16 protein-coding genes and 1 tRNA gene are annotated in these 18,197 nt (G+C 64.5%); 5 read left to right on the top strand and 12 right to left on the bottom strand.

Annotation, left to right across the window (positions count from 1 at the left end; genetic code table 11):
* Position 1 precedes the first annotated feature (1 nt).
* The 9 genes from EAE28_RS11255 to EAE28_RS11215 all read right to left on the bottom strand — a co-directional run bounded on the left by EAE28_RS11255 (position 2) and on the right by EAE28_RS11215 (position 7,134).
* The gene (locus tag EAE28_RS11255; RefSeq protein WP_127106229.1) at positions 2 to 916 is read right to left on the bottom strand and encodes a VOC family protein; all 915 of its coding nucleotides are present in this window, start codon (positions 914 to 916) and stop codon (positions 2 to 4) included.
* Positions 913 to 1,722 carry an alpha/beta fold hydrolase gene (locus tag EAE28_RS11250; protein WP_127106227.1) on the bottom strand — a complete coding sequence of 270 codons (810 nt, stop codon included), beginning with the start codon at positions 1,720 to 1,722 and terminating at the stop codon, positions 913 to 915. The genes EAE28_RS11255 and EAE28_RS11250 overlap by 4 nt, the downstream gene beginning before the upstream one ends.
* Positions 1,719 to 2,459, bottom strand: a complete 741-nt coding sequence (locus tag EAE28_RS11245; protein ID WP_220443922.1) for an SDR family oxidoreductase — start codon at positions 2,457 to 2,459, stop codon at positions 1,719 to 1,721. Before EAE28_RS11245 ends, EAE28_RS11250 begins: the two co-directional genes overlap by 4 nt.
* Entirely contained in the window at positions 2,456 to 3,502 is a 1,047-nt protein-coding gene (locus EAE28_RS11240) for a Rieske 2Fe-2S domain-containing protein (protein WP_127106225.1), read from the bottom strand. The genes EAE28_RS11245 and EAE28_RS11240 overlap by 4 nt, the downstream gene beginning before the upstream one ends.
* A 64-nt stretch (positions 3,503 to 3,566) precedes the next feature.
* Positions 3,567 to 4,136, bottom strand: a complete 570-nt coding sequence (locus EAE28_RS11235; RefSeq protein WP_127106223.1) for a cupin domain-containing protein — start codon at positions 4,134 to 4,136, stop codon at positions 3,567 to 3,569.
* 52 nt (positions 4,137 to 4,188) lie between these two features.
* The gene (locus EAE28_RS11230; RefSeq protein WP_127106220.1) at positions 4,189 to 4,956 is read right to left on the bottom strand and encodes an ABC transporter permease; all 768 of its coding nucleotides are present in this window, start codon (positions 4,954 to 4,956) and stop codon (positions 4,189 to 4,191) included.
* A gap of 99 nt (positions 4,957 to 5,055) precedes the next feature.
* Positions 5,056 to 6,033, bottom strand: coding sequence for an ABC transporter substrate-binding protein (locus EAE28_RS11225; RefSeq protein ID WP_127106218.1), 978 nt, complete (start codon positions 6,031 to 6,033; stop codon positions 5,056 to 5,058).
* A gap of 38 nt (positions 6,034 to 6,071) precedes the next feature.
* Positions 6,072 to 6,842, bottom strand: coding sequence for an ABC transporter ATP-binding protein (locus EAE28_RS11220; RefSeq protein ID WP_127106216.1), 771 nt, complete (start codon positions 6,840 to 6,842; stop codon positions 6,072 to 6,074).
* Entirely contained in the window at positions 6,832 to 7,134 is a 303-nt protein-coding gene (locus EAE28_RS11215) for a recombinase-like helix-turn-helix domain-containing protein (RefSeq protein ID WP_127106214.1), read from the bottom strand. Before EAE28_RS11215 ends, EAE28_RS11220 begins: the two co-directional genes overlap by 11 nt.
* A gap of 217 nt (positions 7,135 to 7,351) precedes the next feature.
* On the opposite strand from EAE28_RS11215, the gene EAE28_RS11210 reads away from it, so the two are divergent.
* Positions 7,352 to 8,152, top strand: coding sequence for an IclR family transcriptional regulator (locus EAE28_RS11210; protein WP_127106212.1), 801 nt, complete (start codon positions 7,352 to 7,354; stop codon positions 8,150 to 8,152).
* Here EAE28_RS11210 and EAE28_RS11205 read toward each other — a convergent pair.
* Together EAE28_RS11205 and EAE28_RS11200 are read right to left on the bottom strand one after the other, a co-directional pair.
* A complete protein-coding gene (locus EAE28_RS11205; protein WP_127106210.1) occupies positions 8,149 to 9,270 on the bottom strand; it encodes an FAD-dependent monooxygenase in 1,122 nt (373 codons plus the stop codon). The genes EAE28_RS11210 and EAE28_RS11205 overlap by 4 nt on opposite strands.
* Positions 9,271 to 9,461: 191 nt before the next feature.
* A tRNA-Leu gene (locus tag EAE28_RS11200) sits at positions 9,462 to 9,548 on the bottom strand.
* A 193-nt stretch (positions 9,549 to 9,741) separates the two neighbouring features.
* On the opposite strand from EAE28_RS11200, the gene EAE28_RS11195 reads away from it, so the two are divergent.
* A complete protein-coding gene (locus EAE28_RS11195) occupies positions 9,742 to 10,731 on the top strand; it encodes a complex I NDUFA9 subunit family protein (protein ID WP_127106208.1) in 990 nt (329 codons plus the stop codon).
* 3 nt (positions 10,732 to 10,734) lie between these two features.
* Here the strand turns inward: EAE28_RS11195 and EAE28_RS11190 are convergent, their stop codons facing one another.
* Positions 10,735 to 11,538, bottom strand: a complete 804-nt coding sequence (locus EAE28_RS11190; RefSeq protein ID WP_127106206.1) for an undecaprenyl-diphosphate phosphatase — start codon at positions 11,536 to 11,538, stop codon at positions 10,735 to 10,737.
* A 215-nt stretch (positions 11,539 to 11,753) separates the two neighbouring features.
* Between EAE28_RS11190 and EAE28_RS11185 the strand changes: the two genes are divergently transcribed.
* The 3 genes from EAE28_RS11185 to gltB are packed head-to-tail and all read left to right on the top strand — an operon-like array spanning position 11,754 to position 18,183.
* A complete protein-coding gene (locus EAE28_RS11185) occupies positions 11,754 to 13,190 on the top strand; it encodes an NAD(P)-dependent oxidoreductase (protein ID WP_127106204.1) in 1,437 nt (478 codons plus the stop codon).
* A complete protein-coding gene (locus EAE28_RS11180; RefSeq protein ID WP_246022332.1) occupies positions 13,187 to 13,648 on the top strand; it encodes a GFA family protein in 462 nt (153 codons plus the stop codon). Before EAE28_RS11185 ends, EAE28_RS11180 begins: the two co-directional genes overlap by 4 nt.
* The gene (gene gltB, locus EAE28_RS11175) at positions 13,645 to 18,183 is read left to right on the top strand and encodes a glutamate synthase large subunit (RefSeq protein ID WP_127106202.1); all 4,539 of its coding nucleotides are present in this window, start codon (positions 13,645 to 13,647) and stop codon (positions 18,181 to 18,183) included. The genes EAE28_RS11180 and gltB overlap by 4 nt, the downstream gene beginning before the upstream one ends.
* Positions 18,184 to 18,197 lie beyond the last annotated feature (14 nt).

Raw genomic sequence — 18,197 nt, 5'->3', positions numbered from 1 at the left:
CTTATTTCTTCCTCAGCTCGGGGAAACCCGGATCGGGGCGGCCTTGCATCACCGCGCGCTGGGCGGCGGTGGGGGCTCCGGCGGTCATCCACTGGTCCATCTTCTCGGGCACATCGCGCGGCCAGACCTGCGCCTCGTGCGTGGCCTCGTCGATCTGCTGCACTTCGGCGGTGAACTCGATCACAAAGCCGGTGGGCGAGACGTAATAGGCGAACGGGTTATCCCCGGGCCCGTGACGGCCCGGCCCCCAGGTTGCCATGATGCCCTTTTCCTTCATCCGCCCTATCGAGCGCATGAACTCGTTGATCGTCGGCAGCTCGAACGCGACGTGGTTGACCGACGGGTAATGCCCCTGCACCAGCGCGATGGAATGGTGATCCGTGGCGCTGCGCATGAACACCATCTGGTCGGCGCTGTAGTCGGACACACGGAAACCCAGCACGCGGCAATACCAGTCCTGTACATCCGCCATATTGGCGGTGTTGAGCACCACATGGCTGACCTTGCGCGGGCGGGCCCATTGATCCTGCGGCGGCAGTTTGACGGTATCGGTGCGCAGGCGCAGGCGGCGGTTGTCGGGGTCCAGCACCTCGAACCCATAGCCCCCGGCGAAATCGTCGAACTCGGCGGGTTCGCCCACGACGGCCTCACCCTGTGCCACCAGTTGCGCATAAAGCGCGTCGGTGGTGGCGCGGTCCGCCATGGCGAAATGGATGTATTCGATGCCGTAGACCGGGCCGTCTTTCAGCCCATACAAGATCGGCTCGGCGCTGGTGCCCCGGAAATAGACCGCGCCGGGTTCCTCATAGGCCAGGGTCAAGCCCCAGTTCTGTTCGTAAAAGCCCTTGGTCGCGGTGATGCCCGGTGCGCGCATGACGAGGCCACGCAGCGCGCCTACTCGGATTTCCTGGGTCATGGGGTCACTCCTTGGTGGGCCTGCGCGCGGATGGCGGCTGCCAGCGCGGCGGGGGCTTGTTGGTGCAGGGCATGGCCCGCGCCGGGGATCAGCGTCAGCGCGCCCCGTTGGGCGGCGGGCAAGGCGGCATGGGCGGTCTTTGATTGGGCGGGCGGGGTCACGATGTCTTCGGCGCCCACGACAACGGCGGTCGGCACGTTCAGCGCGGCGCAGTCGGCGGCAAGGTCGCCAGAGGCGAGCATCCGCACGGCCTGAGCGTAGCCGGGCAGCTGGACCTTGCTCATGCCGTCAAAGACAGCAGTAACCAGCGCAGGGTTCTGGTCGGGCTGAAAGATCAGCCGGGGTGCGCGGGCGCGGGCGAACTCGGGCGCGCCGAGGGCGGCGAGGTCGTCCAGCCGTGCCGCTTGTTTGGCGGGCAGGGTGCCGGGCTGGGCACCGCCACCCTGCGCGCAGGAGGCGAGGGTCAGGGTGCTAACCCGCTGCGGATGGGCGCGGGCGAAGGCGGCACCGATCAGGGTGCCGAGGGAATGGCCGAGGAGGTGAACTTTCGGCAGCGACAGAGCGTCCAGAAACCCGGCCAGCGCGGTCGCGTAATCGGCAGCAACGGGCCAATCCATCGCCAGCGGGGTTGAGGGACCATACCCCGGCGCTTCCCACGCAATCACGCGCCAGCCGGGCAGGGCTTCGGCCACCCCGTCAAAAGCGCGCGCTTCGGAGCCGATGCCATGCAGCGCCACCAGCACCGGGCCATCCCCTTGATGCTCGCGCCAGCCGATCCCGGCGGTGATATGGTCGCGCGCGCTCATGTGACGAACACGTAGCCGTTGTTGACCGGCATCACTTGCCCGGTCAGCGTCAGGGCGGCCTCGGACAGCAGGAACGCGACGGTGCCCGTTACTTCGGCTGCCGATTGGGGGCCGGGGACGGCGCGGCCATCTTGGTAAAGGGAATGACGCGCGGTGGGGACGTATTCGGTGCTTTCGGTGGTCAGGATGCCCGGCGCGATGCAGGTCACGCCCACGCGGTCCGAACCCATCTCGCGCGCCAGCGAGCGGGTCATCGCCATCACCGCACCTTTCGAGGCGGTATAGGCCAGCAGGCGCGGTGCGCCCCACAGGGCAGTGTCCGAGGCGACGTTAACCACCCGGCCCGACCCACTGGCGCGCAGCATCGCCGAGCAGGCGCGGGTCATCAGCCAGGTGCCGCGCACATTGACGCGCTGAACGCGGTCCCACAGCTCCAGCTCGATATCCTCGAACGCCATGCCGCCCACATTGGTCGCCACCGCGCCATTGTTCACCAGCCCCTGCAACTCGCCCTCGGTCGCGGCGATATCGTCGGCCAGCGCGGTGATGCTGGCCGGATCGCCCAGATCCACCGTCACGGCGCGTGCGCCCAGCTCGGCGGCAGCGGCGGCGACGCCCTCGGCGTCGATGTCCGCCAGCACCAGCCGCGCGCCCTCGGCCGCGCAGCCCTGCGCCAGCGCACGGCCCAGACCGCGCGCAGCGCCGGTGATCAGAATGGTGCGACCGGACAGCATCATTCCGCAGCCACCTGCTTCAGCTCGGCCTCGACCTGTTCCTTGGCGGCGCGGGTCAGAACCTGACGGATGCGCGACACGCCCAGATCGTGCTGGTACAGCATCTCACGCTTGCGGGCGTCGTCGGGCATGCCTTCCAGCATGACGCGGTCCTGTTCCAGCACGTGCCAGTGGTTCGCTTCCAGCTTGGTGCGGTAGAGGAAACGCCAGGCTTCGCGCGCCAGCCCTTCGACCTTGCGCAGACGCCAGAAGAACACCTTGCAGGTGGTCTCATCCACCGGGGTGGTGAAGCCGACGATGCGCATGTTGCCACCGGGGCCAGCGGCGGGCGGGTAGGGGATGTCGAGGAAGCAGTACATGTTGCCGGGGAAGACGGCGAATTCGGCCCAGTCGAAATTGTCGCCGACCTGTCCCACGCGCGTGACGTGGAAACCATTGTCGGTCTTGTCGAGCTTCATCAGGTCCTGCTTTGAGCCAAAGGCCAGCGTGAAGCTCTCAGAGTGGAGGTAACAGCCGTGCATCGGGTCGGCGAGGTTATCGAGCGCGTAGCGGTAGTTGGTTTCCCAGACGCTGGTGCACAAAAAGCCGGTCCATTCATCGCCCACCAATTCCGGCGGCATCACCAGTTCGGGCGGCTCGGGCTGGGTCAGGCTGGGGATGTAGACGAAGACGGCATCCGAATGCTCGGTGACGTGGAAGTTCTTCAGCGCCTTGCGGCCCTCCATCGCGCATTCGGGCATGGCGGGAACGCGGACCACGACGCCCTCACCGTTGACAACAACGCCGTGATAGCGGCAGCCGATATTGCCCTCGTGGATCTCGCCATACGACAGCGGCGCGCCACGGTGCGGGCAGAAATCCTCAACGCAGGCGATAGAGCCGTCCGCCTTGCGCCACAGGACCAGCTTCTGGCCCAGCAGCTTGGTACCGTAGGGCTTGGTCGTCTTGACCTCGACCGATTTGGCGACGGGATACCATTGGCCCAAGAGGCCAGTGTTCACGCGATCCTCGATCAGGGCTTTCTTGTCGATGGCAGGAGCGGTCATGGGATCAAACCTCGGTAATCTTGCGGGGGCGTAAGGTGGGGTTGAACCCCACCCTACAGGCGGTTCAGCCGGCGGCTTTGGAACCCTTGGGCCGGGGGATCTTGGACACCGGGTGCTCGGGCGGATAGGTCGGGGTTACCGGCTTGGGGTTGCCGATCATCACGCAGAGCAGGGCCTCTTCGATGCCCTCGTTGCGCAGTCCGCGGTAGACGCCCGGCGGCACCGACAGGAGGTCGCGCTCGGTCAGGACGGTTTCGACCATCTCGCCCTTGTGCTCGATGAACAGGCGGATCGCGTGGCCTTTGAGGACAAAGAAGATTTCCTCGGCGTCACGGTGGATGTGCAGCGGGCCTTCGCAGCCGGCGGGCAGAACCATCGTCGAGAAGGTGAAATGCCCGGCCGGCACGACGTTCTCATCGTCCGACACGCCGGTCGCGCCGGTGCCGACATAGCGCATCTGGGCGCGGCGGTATTTGGGGTCGAAATCGGCCTGAAACTTCAGCGCGTCCCAGTCCAGCGTGCGCGAGGCATAGCGTGCGACGCGGCTTTCGATCCAGCTGTCCAGCGTCTTGCCCTCGGGGATGACCACGTCATCGGGTTCGATCGAGGGGAATTTCATCGGAGCGGTGCTCATGGAGGTCTCCTGCGGTTGGGGAATGCGGCGGGCTAGGATGGCTGGCCGCGGGTCAGTGTTCTTTTTTCGGGATGTAATGGAGCAGGCGCTTTTCAGCCCAGGCGAGCACCGAGTAGAGCACGATGCCGATGAGCGTCAGCAGCACGATGGAATTGAACACCATCGCGGCATTGGCCTGCCCGCCGCCGTAGCTGATCAGGAACCCAAGGCCCGTGTTGCCGCCGACCAGCTCGCCCACCGTCACGCCGATCACGGCGAGGGTCGAGGCGATGCGCAGACCGGCCATCAGGTTGGGCAGGGTCGAGGGGAATTCGACCTTGAGGAAGATCTCCCAGCGGCTGAGCGAATAGGCGCGGGCCAGGTTCACCATGTCGCGGTCGACGGTCTTCATCGCGGCGAGCACGTTCACCAGCACCGGGAAGAAGACGATCAGCACGGTGACCAGCAGCTTGGGCGTGGCGTTATAACCGAACCACATGATGAACAGCGGGGCGAAGGCGACTTTCGGCGCGATCTGCAGCGCAAGGATATAGGGCGAGAGCACGCGCTCCCAGAATTCCGACATGCCCAGCAGGTAGCCAATGATGGCCCCCATTGCCGAGCCGATGGCAAAGCCGAGCGTGGTATAAAGCGCTGTGGACAGGGTGTTGGTGATCAGATCCTCGCGCCGGTACATCCGGCCCAGTTCCTTGAGCATGTCCATCGGCGTGGGGATGATGAATTTGGGCACATCCATCGCGGGCGGCAGGAATTGCCAGATCAGCAGGACAACGCCCAGAATCACGATCCCGGCTAAGGTATGGCTTTTGGCAAGGCTCATGAGAGGTCTGGTCCTTGTGGCTGGGCAAGAAGGCTCCGGTCGCCGCCCCAAAGGGGTGACGGTGCAGCGACCGGAAGGGTTGAGAGTGTCAGGCGGTGGTTATTCGGTGACGAAGTCGTTCGTATAGGCGTCTTCAACCGGCACGACGTCGTTCACCAATTCGTTGGCGACATAGAAGTCTTCGGCGGTCTGCAGCTGTGCCGGGTCAAACGCACCGATCGGACGATCGCCATCCTGAGCATAGACGTTGGAGACATACATCTGCATGATCCGCTCGATCTGGGCGACGTTTTCAGCGTGGCGCGGCAGGAAGCCGACGTAGTCCTGCGCGGCCTGTGCCGGGTCAGCGATGATGTCGTCGATGGCGCGCAGGGTGGCCTGAACGAAACCGCGCACGGCTTCGGGGTTTTCAGCGATGTACGCGTCCGACGCGATGATCGCCTGCGCCTGCGAGGCGAAATAGTCGCGCGCCGGGGTGACGGTCAGCGGCACGCCTGCGTCTTCGATGGCGACGATCCACTCGGGCACGCCCGACATCGCGTCAATCGAGCCGCCGATCATGTTCTGGATGATGCCGCCCGGTCCAAGCGCCTGAATATCGACATCCGAACGGCCGATGTCTTCCGAGGCGAGAACAGCCAGCAGGTTGTAGAACGTGGTGTCCTGAAAGCCGATGACGCCGATCGAGCGGCCTTCCAGATCGGCGATCCCGTTGATGTCGCGGTCATTGCGCCACGCGATCTGGGTGATGCCCTGACCACCCAGCAGCGCCACGCCGCGGACTTCCAGCCCGTTGGCGCGCACGATCAGCGCGGTATCGCCCATGCCGCCGCCCAGCTGGGCGTTGCCGACAGCAACCTGCGTCGCCACGTCAGCGCCGCCCTGACCGATGCGGAAGGTCACGTCCAGACCGGCGTCGGCGTAATACCCTTTGCCCAGCGCCAGCTGGAACGGGGCGAAGGCGGGCAGGAAGTCAGGGGCCGGGAACAGATAGGTCAGCGGCGTTTGTGCCATGGCCGAGAGGCTGGAAAAGGCAAGGCCGGCAGCGGCGGCAAGGCCCAGAATGCGCGTCTTCATAGAGATACTCCCGTTGGTTTTATTATGGTCGTGGTGGATCACGCCGCGCGCTGGTCGAGGCGCAGCAAGGTGAAGATTTCAGCGGCGTGCTGGTGCACTTCGGGCAGCTGACGGCGCTTGAGCGGATGCGCACGGTCGGGCAGGTCGATGGGCATTTCGCACATCACCGTGCCGGGGCGCTCGGACAGCACCAGAACGCGGTCCGACATGATCACCGCCTCGCTTAGATCATGGGTGATCAGCAGCGTCGTGATGCCCGCTTCCATGATCGTCTCGGCGAACGAGTTCTGGATCAGCAGCTTGGTCTGTGCGTCCAGCGCCGAGAACGGCTCGTCGAGCAGAATGATGTCGGGATCAATCGCCAGCGTGCGGGCCAGGGCGGCGCGTTGGCGCATGCCGCCGGACAGCTGATAGGGGTAGTGGTTCTCAAACCCCGCCAGATGGCAGCGCTCCAGTTCCGCCATGGCGCGTTCGCGGCGCTGGGCGCGGGGCACGCCGCGCGATTCCAGCCCGAATTCGACGTTCTTGATGATCGTGCGCCACGGCAACAGCAGGTCTTTTTGCAGCATGAAGCCGACATGCGGATTGGGCTTGGTGACCAGCTCGCCCGAAACCCGGACCTCGCCGGTGGTCGGCTGGTACAGCCCCGCCGTCATGCTCAGGATGGTCGATTTGCCGCAGCCCGAGGGGCCGACGACCGAGACGAACTCGCCCTTTTCGACTTTGAAATTGATGTCGCGAACCGCCGTCAGCTCCTGACCCGTGTCCAGGTTGAAGCTTTTCGAGACGCCTTTGAACTCAAGCGCCATAACCGGCCTCCGCGTAGGCAGCGTCCAGATCCTTGTTCAGCGCCGACAGCTCGTCCGTCAGCAGCGCCAGATCCCAATCGGTGCGCCCCGAGATCGGCGCTGTCACGCCGCGGGCGGCCAGTTCCTTGGCAACCTCGGCAAAGTCATGCACCCGTTCGCCCATGATCGCCATCAGCGCCTGCGACAGTGCAGTCTCGGCGTCGGTCAGCGGGCGGCCCAGAGACTGGTGGGCCAGCGCCGGACGGCTCGTATCGCGGGCACGCTGCGAGAGGCGGTCTTTGAAGGCGTCCATGGGGTGGCTCCTTTGGTGCGTGTCGAGCAGATCAGGCTTGCACAACTGTTCATATTATAACATGCTGTTCATTATTGGAGCAACGAGGGATTCGGTCAAGCAGAATTTTCGTGCAGCCGTTGGCGGAACACGCAATGCGCGGTTCCTGAGCAGCCGGGCGAGAATTGCGGCAGACCGAAGGCACCGCTATTGAGCAGGCAGCTTTGGGGGGCATGACGTGACGGAAGAGAACGACGGCGACGGCACCAACTATTCTGTGCCACCGGTTCACAGGGCCTTTACGTTGCTGCGCCATATCGCGGCGGGGGGCCGGTGCAACAATGCCAGCGCCACCTCGCGCGCACTGGGCATCAACCGCACGACGCTGATCCGCCTTTTGCACACGCTTGAGGCCGAACGGATGATCGAGTCGATGGATGACGGGCTGAGCTGGCAGCTGGGCCCGGGCATGATCGCGCTGGCCGCCGATGCGCTCAAATCCCGCGATGTGCTCAAGGTGGCGCGCCCGGTGATGTCGCGGCTGGTGGCCCAGCTTGAGCTGTCCTCGCATCTGGGCATTCTGGACGGGACCGAGGTGATCTACCTGCTGCGCGAAACGCCCAATTCGCACCTGATCAGCAACGTCCGCGAAGGCTCGCGCCTGCCTGCCCATGCCACCACCATCGGCCGCGTGCTGCTGGGCTGGCTGCCCGAGGGCGAGATCGAGCGGCTCTACGTCGGTGACGCGCTGAAAACTTTCACCGAAAAGACGGCAAGCTCGCTGGAAGCGCTGACCGCCCAGACCGCCGCCGACCGGGCGCGCGGGGTGGCGTGGAGTTCGGGGAATTTCGAGCGCGGGATCGGATCCTGCGCCGCGCCGATCTTTGACCATCAGGGGCGCACGGTGGCGTCGATCAACGTGACCGGGCCTGAGACGCAGTTCACCCCCGACACGCCGCTGGCGCTGCGGATCGAAGAGGCGGTCAAGGCAGCCGCCGCCGAAATCTCGGCGGCGCTGGGGTTCACGGAACAGCCTTAAAGCGGGGCGGTCCACGCCTGATAGCCATAGACCCAGTCGGCATTGCCCTGAGTCTTGAGCCACTCATTCGCCAGAGACGAGCGCTGGATTTCCGAGGTGCGAGGGATGCGCGCCTCTTCATACCGGGTCAGTGCAGCGGGGACGCCGGCAGCATCGACGCCTTCCAGCGCGCGCGCCAGCACCACCGCATCCTCGATCGCCATGCAGGCCCCCTGCGCCATGAACGGCACCATCGGATGCGCCGCGTCGCCCAGAAGGGTGATGTGACCCTGCGACCAGTGCGCCATCGGCTCGCGCACATGCAGCGCCGAGCGCGTCGCGCTTTCGCAGGCCGCCAGCAGCGCGCGGGCCTCTGGGTGGAAATCGGCGTAATGGGCGCGCAGCTCTTCGATGTCGCCGGGCAGCGTCCAGCCCTCTTCCGCCCAGTCGTCCTGACGGTGGGTGGCAAAGACAAAAATCTCTTCGCCGCGGGTCAGCGGGAAGGTGACGATTTGCAGGTCGCTGGTCGGCCCCCACCATTTGGTGAAGGCGTCGAGGTTCGGCAGATCCCCGCCACGCTCGCGCGGGAAGACCGCGCGCCAGGACACCAGCCCGGTGAACTGCGGCGAATCAGGGCCAAAGACGGCGGTGCGCACGGGGGAATGGATACCATCGGCCCCGATCACCACATCCGCGCGGTGCGTGGTGCCGTCAGCCAGCACCAGCCACGCGCCGTCAGCGTCCTGCCCGACCTCTGCAACCTTGGCCCCAAACCGCAGCGCCCCTTCAGGCAGCAACACCTCAAGCGCTTTCAGCAGGTCGGCGCGGTGCACGGTCAGCGACGGCGCCCCATAGCGGGTCTCGGCGGCCTCACTCAGGGGCATGCGCGAGGTTTCTTCCCCCGTGTCCCATGTCCGGCTGATGCGATGCGTCGGGCGGGCGGCGTTCACCCGCAGATCTTCGCTGGCGCTCAGCCGGTCCAGCGCGTGGACGGCGTTCGGGGTCAGGTTGATGTCGGCGCCGACGCGGGCGAACTGCTGTGTTTGTTCAAACACCGTGACCTGATGGCCCATTTTGTGCAGCGCGATGCTGGCACACAGACCGCCGACACCGCCGCCGCACACTGCAATCTTAAGCATGGATTCCCCGCGAGATTTGTTCATATATGATCATGTTATTCATATATTGACAGTTGCTATAGCAGCGCGTCAACAAAAATGCGTCCCGAGCGGCGCGGGATGCTGGAAAGCTGAGGTTTTGAGCATCGGGGGATCAGAAAAGAGAAAAGCCGCGTAACTCATTCGAGCTACGCGGCTTTTACTTGAAGCAATGGTGCCCAGGAGAGGACTCGAACCTCCACTTCCTTACGGAAACTAGCACCTGAAGCTAGCGCGTCTACCAATTCCGCCACCTGGGCCGGTTGCGTGAGCGGTGGATTATCCGTAGCCCAATCCACTGTCAACGGCCCCCGATGAAAAATCGCGCGGCGACGTGAAAAATCTTTCGCTGCGGCGCAGCATGCCGCTGGTGCTAACCTTGCTTTAGTCTTGTCGTGACAAGGGGGCAGGGGTATTGAGCAAGACAAAGCGATGCTTGGCGCGGAGGTCAAAATGACGAAACTGGTCACGATCCTGGGCGGTTCTGGCTTTGTCGGGCGCTATATAGCGCGGCGCATGGCTCAGGCCGGGTGGCGCGTTCGCGTTGCGACGCGGCGGCCGAACGAGCGGATCTATGTCCGCACCTATGGCACGGTGGGTCAGGTCGAACCGATCTTGTGCAACATCCGCGACGAGGCTTCGGTCCGCGCGGTGATGGCGGGCGCGGACGCTGTGGTGAACTGCGCCGGTCTTCTGACGCAGAGCAAGAAGAACAGCTTCAAGGCCGTTCAGGCTGAGGGCGCAGGCATGGTTGCCCGCGTTGCGGCTGAATCGGGTGTGTCCGCGCTGGTGCACCTGTCGGCAATCGGTGCGAACGCGCAGTCCGACAGCGAATACGCCCGCACCAAGGCACAGGGTGAGGCCGCTGTGCTTGAAGCCTTCCCCAACGCGGTGATCCTGCGCCCCTCGATCATTTTCGGCCCCGAAGACGAGTTCTTCAACCGCTTCGCCGCGATGACCCGCTTTTCGCCGATCCTGCCGATTGCCGGCGGGTCGAGCAAATTCCAGCCGGTCTATGTTGACGACGTGGCTCTGGCTGCCGCGAAAGCTGCGATGGGTCAGGCTGCGCCGGGCGTGTATGAGCTGGGTGGCCCCGACGTCGCCACCTTCCACGCGCTGATGACGATGATGCTGACCGAGATCCGGCGCAACCGCGTGATCCTGAACATGCCGCGCTGGATGGCCGGTCTGACCGCGCGTGGCCTGGGGCTGGCGCAGTTCCTGACGGCGGGCCTGTTCACCAATACCGTGCTGACGGTCGATCAACTGCGCAACCTGAGCCACGATAATGTGGTGGCCGAGGGTGCCAAGGGGTTGGCCGATCTCGGGATCGACCCGGCGCCGATGGACCTGATCCTTCCGACCTACCTGTGGCGCTTCCGCCCGGCGGGTCAGTATGAGCTGATCAAGGAATCTGCGAAGGGCCTGCGCTCGCAGGGCTGAGGGTTACGAATACGCGACCCACAGCAGAGCCATGCCCAGCACGACCCGGTAGATCACATAGGGCGTGAAGCTGACGGCAGCCAGAAAGCGCATCATCACCTTGAGCGCAAACAGCGCGGCGACGAACGAGATCGCCGCGCCAATCGCGCCGTCGATCGCCGCTTGGGCATTGGCGGTTTCCACCAGATCCAGCGCCGTGATCGCGCCTGAGGCGATGATCGTCGGGATCGACATCAGCATCGACAGCCGCGCCGCATCGTGACGCTCGAACCCCAGAAACCGCGCGCCGGTGATCGTCGCGCCCGAGCGCGAGGTGCCGGGGATCAGAGCGATCGCCTGCCACAGCCCCAGAATGATGGCGTCGCGCAGGGTCCATCCCTCGGCGCGGCGGGCCTCGGTGCCCAGTTTGTCAGCGGCATAGAGCACGACACCGAACACCAGCATCGTCCAGCCGATCAGCGCAACCGAGCGCATCGCGTCGACAAGGCCGGTCAGCTTGAGAACCAGTCCGAGCACGATCACCGGCACCGTCGCAACCGCCAAAAGGAACGCCATCCGCGCGCCGGGCGAATCAAGTCGACCGCGCGCGAGGTCTGGCAAGCCCCGAATCACCATCATCACATCACTGCGAAAGTAGATCATGACGGCAAGCAGGGTGCCCACATGGACGGAGACGTCGATGGCGACACCCTGATCGGCGACGCCGGTAAGCTGCGGAAACAGGATCAAATGCGCCGACGAAGAGATGGGAAGAAACTCGGTAATCCCTTGAATTAACGCGAGAATAAAGATGTGCATTAGCGACATTTTGAGCGTTCCGGCTGGGGTTTTTCGCACCTTATCCCGTTTTGCCCATGGGGGAAGGGTGAAAAGATAGGGATTACATGCTGACCTAATTTTGGGGAAACACCCCGTCCATCCCGGGCTTGCCCCCGAAAAAAGGTGGATATAGGTAACGCTTGCTGACTTTTATTGCTGCGCGGTTCAGAGTATTCCTGCGCGACATTCCGGGAGACCCTGCCATGGCCACTCAGCATATGCTTCAGTTCGTGACCAAGCCCAAAGAGATGCCGACCAAGCGGGAGGCAGGCGAACGTCGCGAAGACTTCGCCGAGATCTACCGCGAGTTTGCCGCCGAAAAGGCTGGCGAGCAAGCCGGACGTTGCAGCCAATGCGGTGTTCCGTATTGTCAGGCGCACTGTCCGCTGCACAACAATATCCCTGACTGGCTGATGCTGACGGCGACGGGCCGCCTGCAAGAAGCCTATGAGATGAGCCAGGCCACCAACACCTTCCCTGAGATCTGCGGCCGCATCTGCCCGCAGGATCGTCTGTGCGAAGGCAATTGCGTGATCGAGCAATCGGGCCACGGCACCGTCACCATCGGCGCGGTCGAGAAATACATCACCGACACCGCGTGGGACAACGGCTGGGTCAAGCCGGGCCTGCCCTCGGTCGAGCGTGATCAGTCGGTCGCCATCATCGGCGCGGGCCCCGGCGGTCTGGCGGCGGCGGACAACCTGCGCCGTGCGGGCGTTCAGGTCACCGTCTATGACCGGTATGACCGCGCGGGCGGGCTGCTGACCTATGGCATTCCCGGCTTCAAGCTGGAGAAACCCGTCGTCATGCGCCGGATCGAGCAGCTGGAAGCGGCGGGCGTGCAGTTCGTGCTGAACTGCACCGTTGGCGAAGACATCAGCTTTGACGCGATCCGCGGCAAGCATGACGCGGTGCTGATCGCCACGGGCGTCTATAAGTCGCGCGATCTGGACGGGCGGGGCGCTGAACTGCCCGGCATCGTCAAGGCGCTGGACTATCTGACCGCCTCGAACCGCAAAAGCTTTGGCGATGACGTTGAAGACTATGACTCGGGCGCGCTGAACGCCGAGGGCAAGCGCGTCGTCGTCATCGGCGGCGGTGATACCGCTATGGATTGCGTGCGCACGGCGATCCGGCAAGGCGCCACCAGCGTCAAGCTGCTGTACCGGCGTGACCGCGACAACATGCCCGGCTCGCAGCGCGAAGTACAGAACGCCGAAGAAGAAGGCGTCGAGTTCGTCTGGCTGACCGCTCCGGCCGGGTTCGAGGGTGAAACCGAAGTCACCGGCGTCGTGGTGCAGAAGATGCGCCTTGGCACGCCGGATGCCTCGGGCCGCCGCTCGCCCGAACTGATCGAGGGCGCGGATTACGTCGAAGGCGCGGATCTGGTGATCAAGGCGCTGGGTTTCGAGCCCGAAGCGCTGCCGACCCTGTGGGGCGTGCCCGAGCTGACCGTGACCCGCTGGGGCACCATCCGCTGCGATCACACCACCCACGCGACCAGCCTGCCCGGCGTCTATGCCGTCGGCGACATCGTGCGCGGGGCCTCGCTGGTTGTCTGGGCGATCCGCGACGGGAACGAGGCAGCCGCCGCGATCCTGACCGAGCTGGCCCAATCTGCGGCGGTGGCGGCTGAATGAGCGCGGCTGCGGTCGGCTCTCGCACGGGCGGTTGCCTGTGCGGAAGCGTTCGCTTCAAGGCGGATCTGACCACGCTGGCCTTCGGCGCCTGCCATTGCGAAATGTGCCGCCGCTGGACGGGTTCTGCGCTGCTGGGCATCACGGTGCCCAGCCGGAACGTGCAGTGGGAGGGTGACGCGCAGATCGCGCGCTTCCAAAGCTCGGACTGGGCGGAGCGGGCGCATTGCCGAACATGCGGCTCGGCGCTGTTCTACCACGTGACAGCAGACGGACCGCACGCCGAGAATATAGAGATGCCGATTGGCCTCTTTGACGACGCGAACGGACTGACGTTTTCCAACGAAATCTACATCGACCACAAGCCCGACAGCTTTGCCTACACCGGCGACCATCCGCGCCACACGCGCAAGGAAACGCTGGCAAAATTCGGGATCTCGGAAGAGGAAGACCTAGCATGACCAAGTTTGATGAGAAGTGGGTTGCCGCCGAGGAAGCCAAGCGCGCCTGGATGGATCAGAACGGCCTGTACAAGGCTGAAGACGAGCACGCCTCTTGCGGCGTCGGCCTCGTTGTGGCGATCAACGGCCAGCCGTCGCGGCAGGTCGTGGTCAACGGCATCAACGCGCTGAAGGCGATCTGGCACCGCGGTGCTGTCGATGCCGATGGCAAGACCGGTGACGGCGCGGGCATCCATGTGCAGATCCCGGTGCCGTTCTTCTACGACCAGATCCGACGCACCGGGCACGAGCCCGACATGAACGCGCTGATCGCCGTCGGTCAGGTTTTCCTGCCGCGCACCGATTTCGGCGCGCAAGAGCGGTGCCGCACGATCGTCGAAACCGAAGTGCTGCGCATGGGCCATTACATCTATGGTTGGCGTCACGTTCCGGTGGACACCACCGTGTTGGGCGAGAAAGCCAACGCAACGCGGCCCGAGATCGAGCAGATCATCATCAAGAACACCAAGGGTTCGGATGAAGAGACGTTCGAGCGTGAGCTGTACGTCATCCGCCGCCGGATCGAGAAAGCCGCTGCTGCCGCGCAGATTCAGGGCCTGTACCTGTGCTCGCTGTCATGCCGCTCGATCATTTACAAAGGCATGATGCTGGCCGAGCAGGTCGCCACCTTCTACCCCGACCTGATGGACGAGCAGTTCATTTCGTCCTTTGCGATCTATCACCAGCGCTATTCGACCAACACCTTCCCGCAATGGTGGCTGGCGCAGCCGTTCCGCATGCTAGCCCATAACGGCGAGATCAACACGCTGAAGGGCAACGTTAACTGGATGCGCAGCCATGAGATCCGCATGGCCTCGTCCGCGTTTGGCGACATGGCCGAGGACATCAAGCCGATCATCCCCGCAGGGTCTTCGGATTCGGGCGCGCTGGATGCCGTGTTCGAGGTTCTGGTGCGCGGCGGTCGGTCTGCGCCGATGGCCAAGACCATGCTGGTGCCCGAGGCCTGGTCGAAGACCACGGTCGAGCTGCCCAAAGCCTGGCAGGACATGTACGCCTATTGCAACTCGGTCATGGAGCCGTGGGACGGCCCTGCCGCGCTGGCAATGACCGATGGCCGCTGGGTTTGCGGCGGTCTGGACCGCAACGGTCTGCGCCCGATGCGCTATGTGGTCACCGGCGACGGCATGCTGATCGCCGGGTCCGAGGCGGGCATGGTCCCGGTCGATGAGCTGAGCGTGCGCGAAAAAGGCGCGCTCGGGCCGGGGCAGATGATCGCCGTCGACATGAAAGAGGGCAAATTGTACCGCGACGTGGCGCTCAAGGACCGTCTGGCGGCCAGCCAGCCGTTCGGCGAGTGGATCGACAAGATCATCGACCTGAACAGCCTGCTGCGCGACGTGCCAGAACTGCCGATGTTTGATGGCGAGGCTCTGCGCCGCCGCCAGATCGCGGCTGGCTATTCGATGGAAGAGGTCGAGCAGATTCTCACGCCGATGGCTGAGGACGGCAAGGAAATGATCGCCTCGATGGGCGATGACACGCCGTCTGCGGTGCTGAGCAAGATCTACCGCCCGCTCAGCCATTTCTTCCGCCAGAACTTCAGTCAGGTCACCAACCCGCCCATCGACAGCCTGCGCGAAAGCCGGGTGATGAGCCTGAAAACCCGCTTCGGGAACCTCAAGAACGTGCTGGACGAATCCAGCGCGCAGACCGAGATCCTGATGCTGGAATCCCCGTTCATCGCGAACGAGGAATTCAAGGTCATGGTGCGCCAGTTCGGCGACGGCGTGGCGATGATCGACTGCACCTTTGTTGAGGGTGCGGGCGAAGACGCGCTGCGTCAGGGGCTTGAGCGTATCCGCGCCGAGGCCGAGGATGCCGTGCGCTCGGGCGCCGCGCATCTGGTGCTGACCGATGAGAACCAACGCGAAGACCGCGTGGCGATGCCGATGATCCTGGCGACCAGCGCGGTGCATTCGTGGCTGACGCGCAAGGGTCTGCGGACCTTCACCTCGGTCAATGTCCGGTCGGCCGAGTGCATCGACCCGCATTACTTCGCGGTGCTGATCGGCTGTGGTGCGACCACCGTCAACGCCTATCTGGCGCAAGATACCATTGCCGACCGGATCGAGCGGGGCCTGCTTGAGGGCAGCCTGACCGACGCAACGCGCCGGTACCGTGACGCCATCGACGCCGGTCTGCTCAAGATCATGTCCAAGATGGGCATCTCGGTGATCTCGTCCTATCGTGGCGGGCTGAACTTTGAATCCGTAGGCCTGTCGCGCGCCCTGGTGGCCGAATATTTCCCCGGCATGCAAAGCCGTATCTCGGGCATCGGTCTGCACGGCATCCAGTACAAGGTCGAGCAGGTCCACGCCAAAGGCTGGCGCGCGCCCGTGGGGCCGCTGCCGGTGGGCGGGTTCTTCAAGGCACGGCGCTCGGGCGAGAAACACGCCTGGGAAGCGCAGACGATGCACCTGCTGCAATCGGCCTGCGACCGCGCCAGCTATGATCTGTGGCGCAAGTATTCGGCAGCGTTGCAAGCCAACCCGCCGATCCATTTGCGCGACCTCCTGGACTTCAAGCCGCTGGGCCGTGCCCTGCCGATTGAAGAGGTGGAAAGCATCACCTCGATCCGCAAGCGGTTCGTGACGCCGGGCATGTCGCTGGGGGCGCTGAGCCCTGAGGCGCACAAGACGCTGAACGTTGCCATGAACCGCATCGGCGCCAAATCCGACAGCGGCGAGGGTGGCGAGGATCCGGCGCACTTTGTGCCTGAGGCGAACGGCGACAACCCGTCGGCCAAGATCAAGCAGGTGGCCTCGGGCCGGTTCGGCGTTACCGCCGAATACCTGAACCACTGCGAAGAGCTGGAGATCAAGGTCGCGCAGGGGGCAAAGCCCGGCGAGGGTGGCCAGCTGCCCGGCATGAAGGTGACGGCGCTGATCGCGCGCCTGCGTCACTCGACGCCGGGTGTCACGCTGATCTCGCCGCCGCCGCACCATGACATCTACTCGATCGAAGACCTTGCGCAGCTGATCTACGATCTCAAGCAGATCAACCCGCGCGCCAAGGTGACGGTGAAACTGGTGTCGTCGTCCGGCGTGGGCACGATTGCGGCGGGCGTGGCCAAAGCCAAGGCCGACGTGATCCTGATCTCGGGGCACAACGGCGGCACGGGGGCATCGCCCGGCACCTCGATCAAATACGCGGGTCTGCCGTGGGAGATGGGCCTGACCGAGGCGCATCAGGTTCTGGCGATGAACAACCTGCGCGACCGGGTGACGCTGCGCACCGATGGTGGTCTGCGCACCGGGCGCGACATCGTCATGGCGGCAATGCTGGGGGCCGAGGAATTCGGCATCGGCACCGCCGCGCTGATCGCCATGGGCTGTATCATGGTGCGGCAGTGCCAGTCGAACACCTGCCCGGTCGGGGTCTGCACGCAGAACCCCGAGCTGCGCAACAAGTTCACCGGCAATGCCGAGAAGGTGGTGAACCTGATCACCTTCTACGCGCAGGAAGTGCGTGAGATCCTTGCCAGCCTCGGCGCACGCTCGATTGACGAGATCATCGGCCGGGCCGATCTGCTCGCGCAGGTCAGCCGGGGGTCGGCGCATCTGGATGATCTTGACCTCAACCCGATGCTGATCACCGTCGATGGCTCGCGCAACATCCGCTACGACCGCGACAAGCCGCGTAACGCGGTGCCTGATACGCTGGACAGCGAAATCATCCGCGACGCCGCCCGTTTCTTTGACGAGGGCGAGAAGATGCAGCTCAGCTACGCGGTGCGCAACACGCACCGCACGGTGGGCACGCGGGCGTCCAGCCACATCGTCAAGAACTTCGGTATGCGCAACACGCTGCAGCGCGACCACCTGACGGTGAAACTGGCGGGCAGCGCCGGTCAGTCGCTGGGGGCCTTCGCGGTGCGGGGCCTCAAGATCGAGGTGTTCGGCGATGCCAACGACTATGTCGGCAAGGGGCTGTCGGGTGGATTGATCGTGGTGCGTCCGCGCATGTCCTCGCCGCTCAAGGCGTCCGAGAACACGATCATCGGCAACACGGTGCTCTACGGTGCCACCGACGGCGCGCTGTTCGCGGCGGGCCGTGCGGGCGAACGCTTCGCGGTGCGCAACTCGGGTGCCAAGGTGGTGGTCGAGGGCTGCGGCTCGAACGGGTGCGAGTACATGACCGGCGGGGTCGCGGTGATCCTGGGGTCGATCGGGGCCAACTTTGGTGCCGGGATGACCGGGGGCATGGCCTATCTCTATGACCCTGAGGGGCTGGCGAGCGGTCTGATCAACACCGAGACGCTGGTTACCTGCCCGGTCACCGTGCCGCATTGGGAAAACCAGCTGAAGTCGCTGATCGAAGAGCATCTGGACGAGACCGAAAGCGCGCTGGCTGACGAGATCCTGCGCCGCTGGGATCTGGAGAAGGGCAACTTCGTGCAGATCTGCCCGAAAGAGATGCTGATTCACCTGCCCGAACCGCTGGTCATCGAACAGGCCGCGATGCCCGCTGAGTAAGGCCACAGCAACGC

Source organism: Pararhodobacter zhoushanensis, from assembly GCF_003990445.1.
GTDB lineage: Bacteria > Pseudomonadota > Alphaproteobacteria > Rhodobacterales > Rhodobacteraceae > Pararhodobacter > Pararhodobacter zhoushanensis.
The sequence above is the reverse complement of the archived record's forward strand: the minus strand, read 5'-3'. Positions and strand labels throughout refer to the sequence as shown.

Bases quoted from the DNA above. Each gene is read 5' to 3' on its own strand.
- EAE28_RS11225 (WP_127106218.1), bottom strand. From the start codon at position 6,033: ATGAAGACGCGCATTCTGGGCCTTGCCGCCGCTGCCGGCCTTGCCTTT.
- EAE28_RS11215 (WP_127106214.1), bottom strand. From the start codon at position 7,134: ATGGACGCCTTCAAAGACCGCCTCTCGCAGCGTGCCCGCGATACGAGC.
- gltB (WP_127106202.1), top strand. From the start codon at position 13,645: ATGACCAAGTTTGATGAGAAGTGGGTTGCCGCCGAGGAAGCCAAGCGC.
- EAE28_RS11195 (WP_127106208.1), top strand. From the start codon at position 9,742: ATGACGAAACTGGTCACGATCCTGGGCGGTTCTGGCTTTGTCGGGCGC.
- EAE28_RS11220 (WP_127106216.1), bottom strand. From the start codon at position 6,842: ATGGCGCTTGAGTTCAAAGGCGTCTCGAAAAGCTTCAACCTGGACACG.
- EAE28_RS11250 (WP_127106227.1), bottom strand. From the start codon at position 1,722: ATGAGCGCGCGCGACCATATCACCGCCGGGATCGGCTGGCGCGAGCAT.
- EAE28_RS11205 (WP_127106210.1), bottom strand. From the start codon at position 9,270: ATGCTTAAGATTGCAGTGTGCGGCGGCGGTGTCGGCGGTCTGTGTGCC.
- EAE28_RS11230 (WP_127106220.1), bottom strand. From the start codon at position 4,956: ATGAGCCTTGCCAAAAGCCATACCTTAGCCGGGATCGTGATTCTGGGC.
- EAE28_RS11245 (WP_220443922.1), bottom strand. From the start codon at position 2,459: ATGATGCTGTCCGGTCGCACCATTCTGATCACCGGCGCTGCGCGCGGT.
- EAE28_RS11240 (WP_127106225.1), bottom strand. From the start codon at position 3,502: ATGACCGCTCCTGCCATCGACAAGAAAGCCCTGATCGAGGATCGCGTG.
- EAE28_RS11180 (WP_246022332.1), top strand. From the start codon at position 13,187: ATGAGCGCGGCTGCGGTCGGCTCTCGCACGGGCGGTTGCCTGTGCGGA.
- EAE28_RS11190 (WP_127106206.1), bottom strand. From the start codon at position 11,538: ATGTCGCTAATGCACATCTTTATTCTCGCGTTAATTCAAGGGATTACC.
- EAE28_RS11255 (WP_127106229.1), bottom strand. From the start codon at position 916: ATGACCCAGGAAATCCGAGTAGGCGCGCTGCGTGGCCTCGTCATGCGC.
- EAE28_RS11235 (WP_127106223.1), bottom strand. From the start codon at position 4,136: ATGAGCACCGCTCCGATGAAATTCCCCTCGATCGAACCCGATGACGTG.
- EAE28_RS11185 (WP_127106204.1), top strand. From the start codon at position 11,754: ATGGCCACTCAGCATATGCTTCAGTTCGTGACCAAGCCCAAAGAGATG.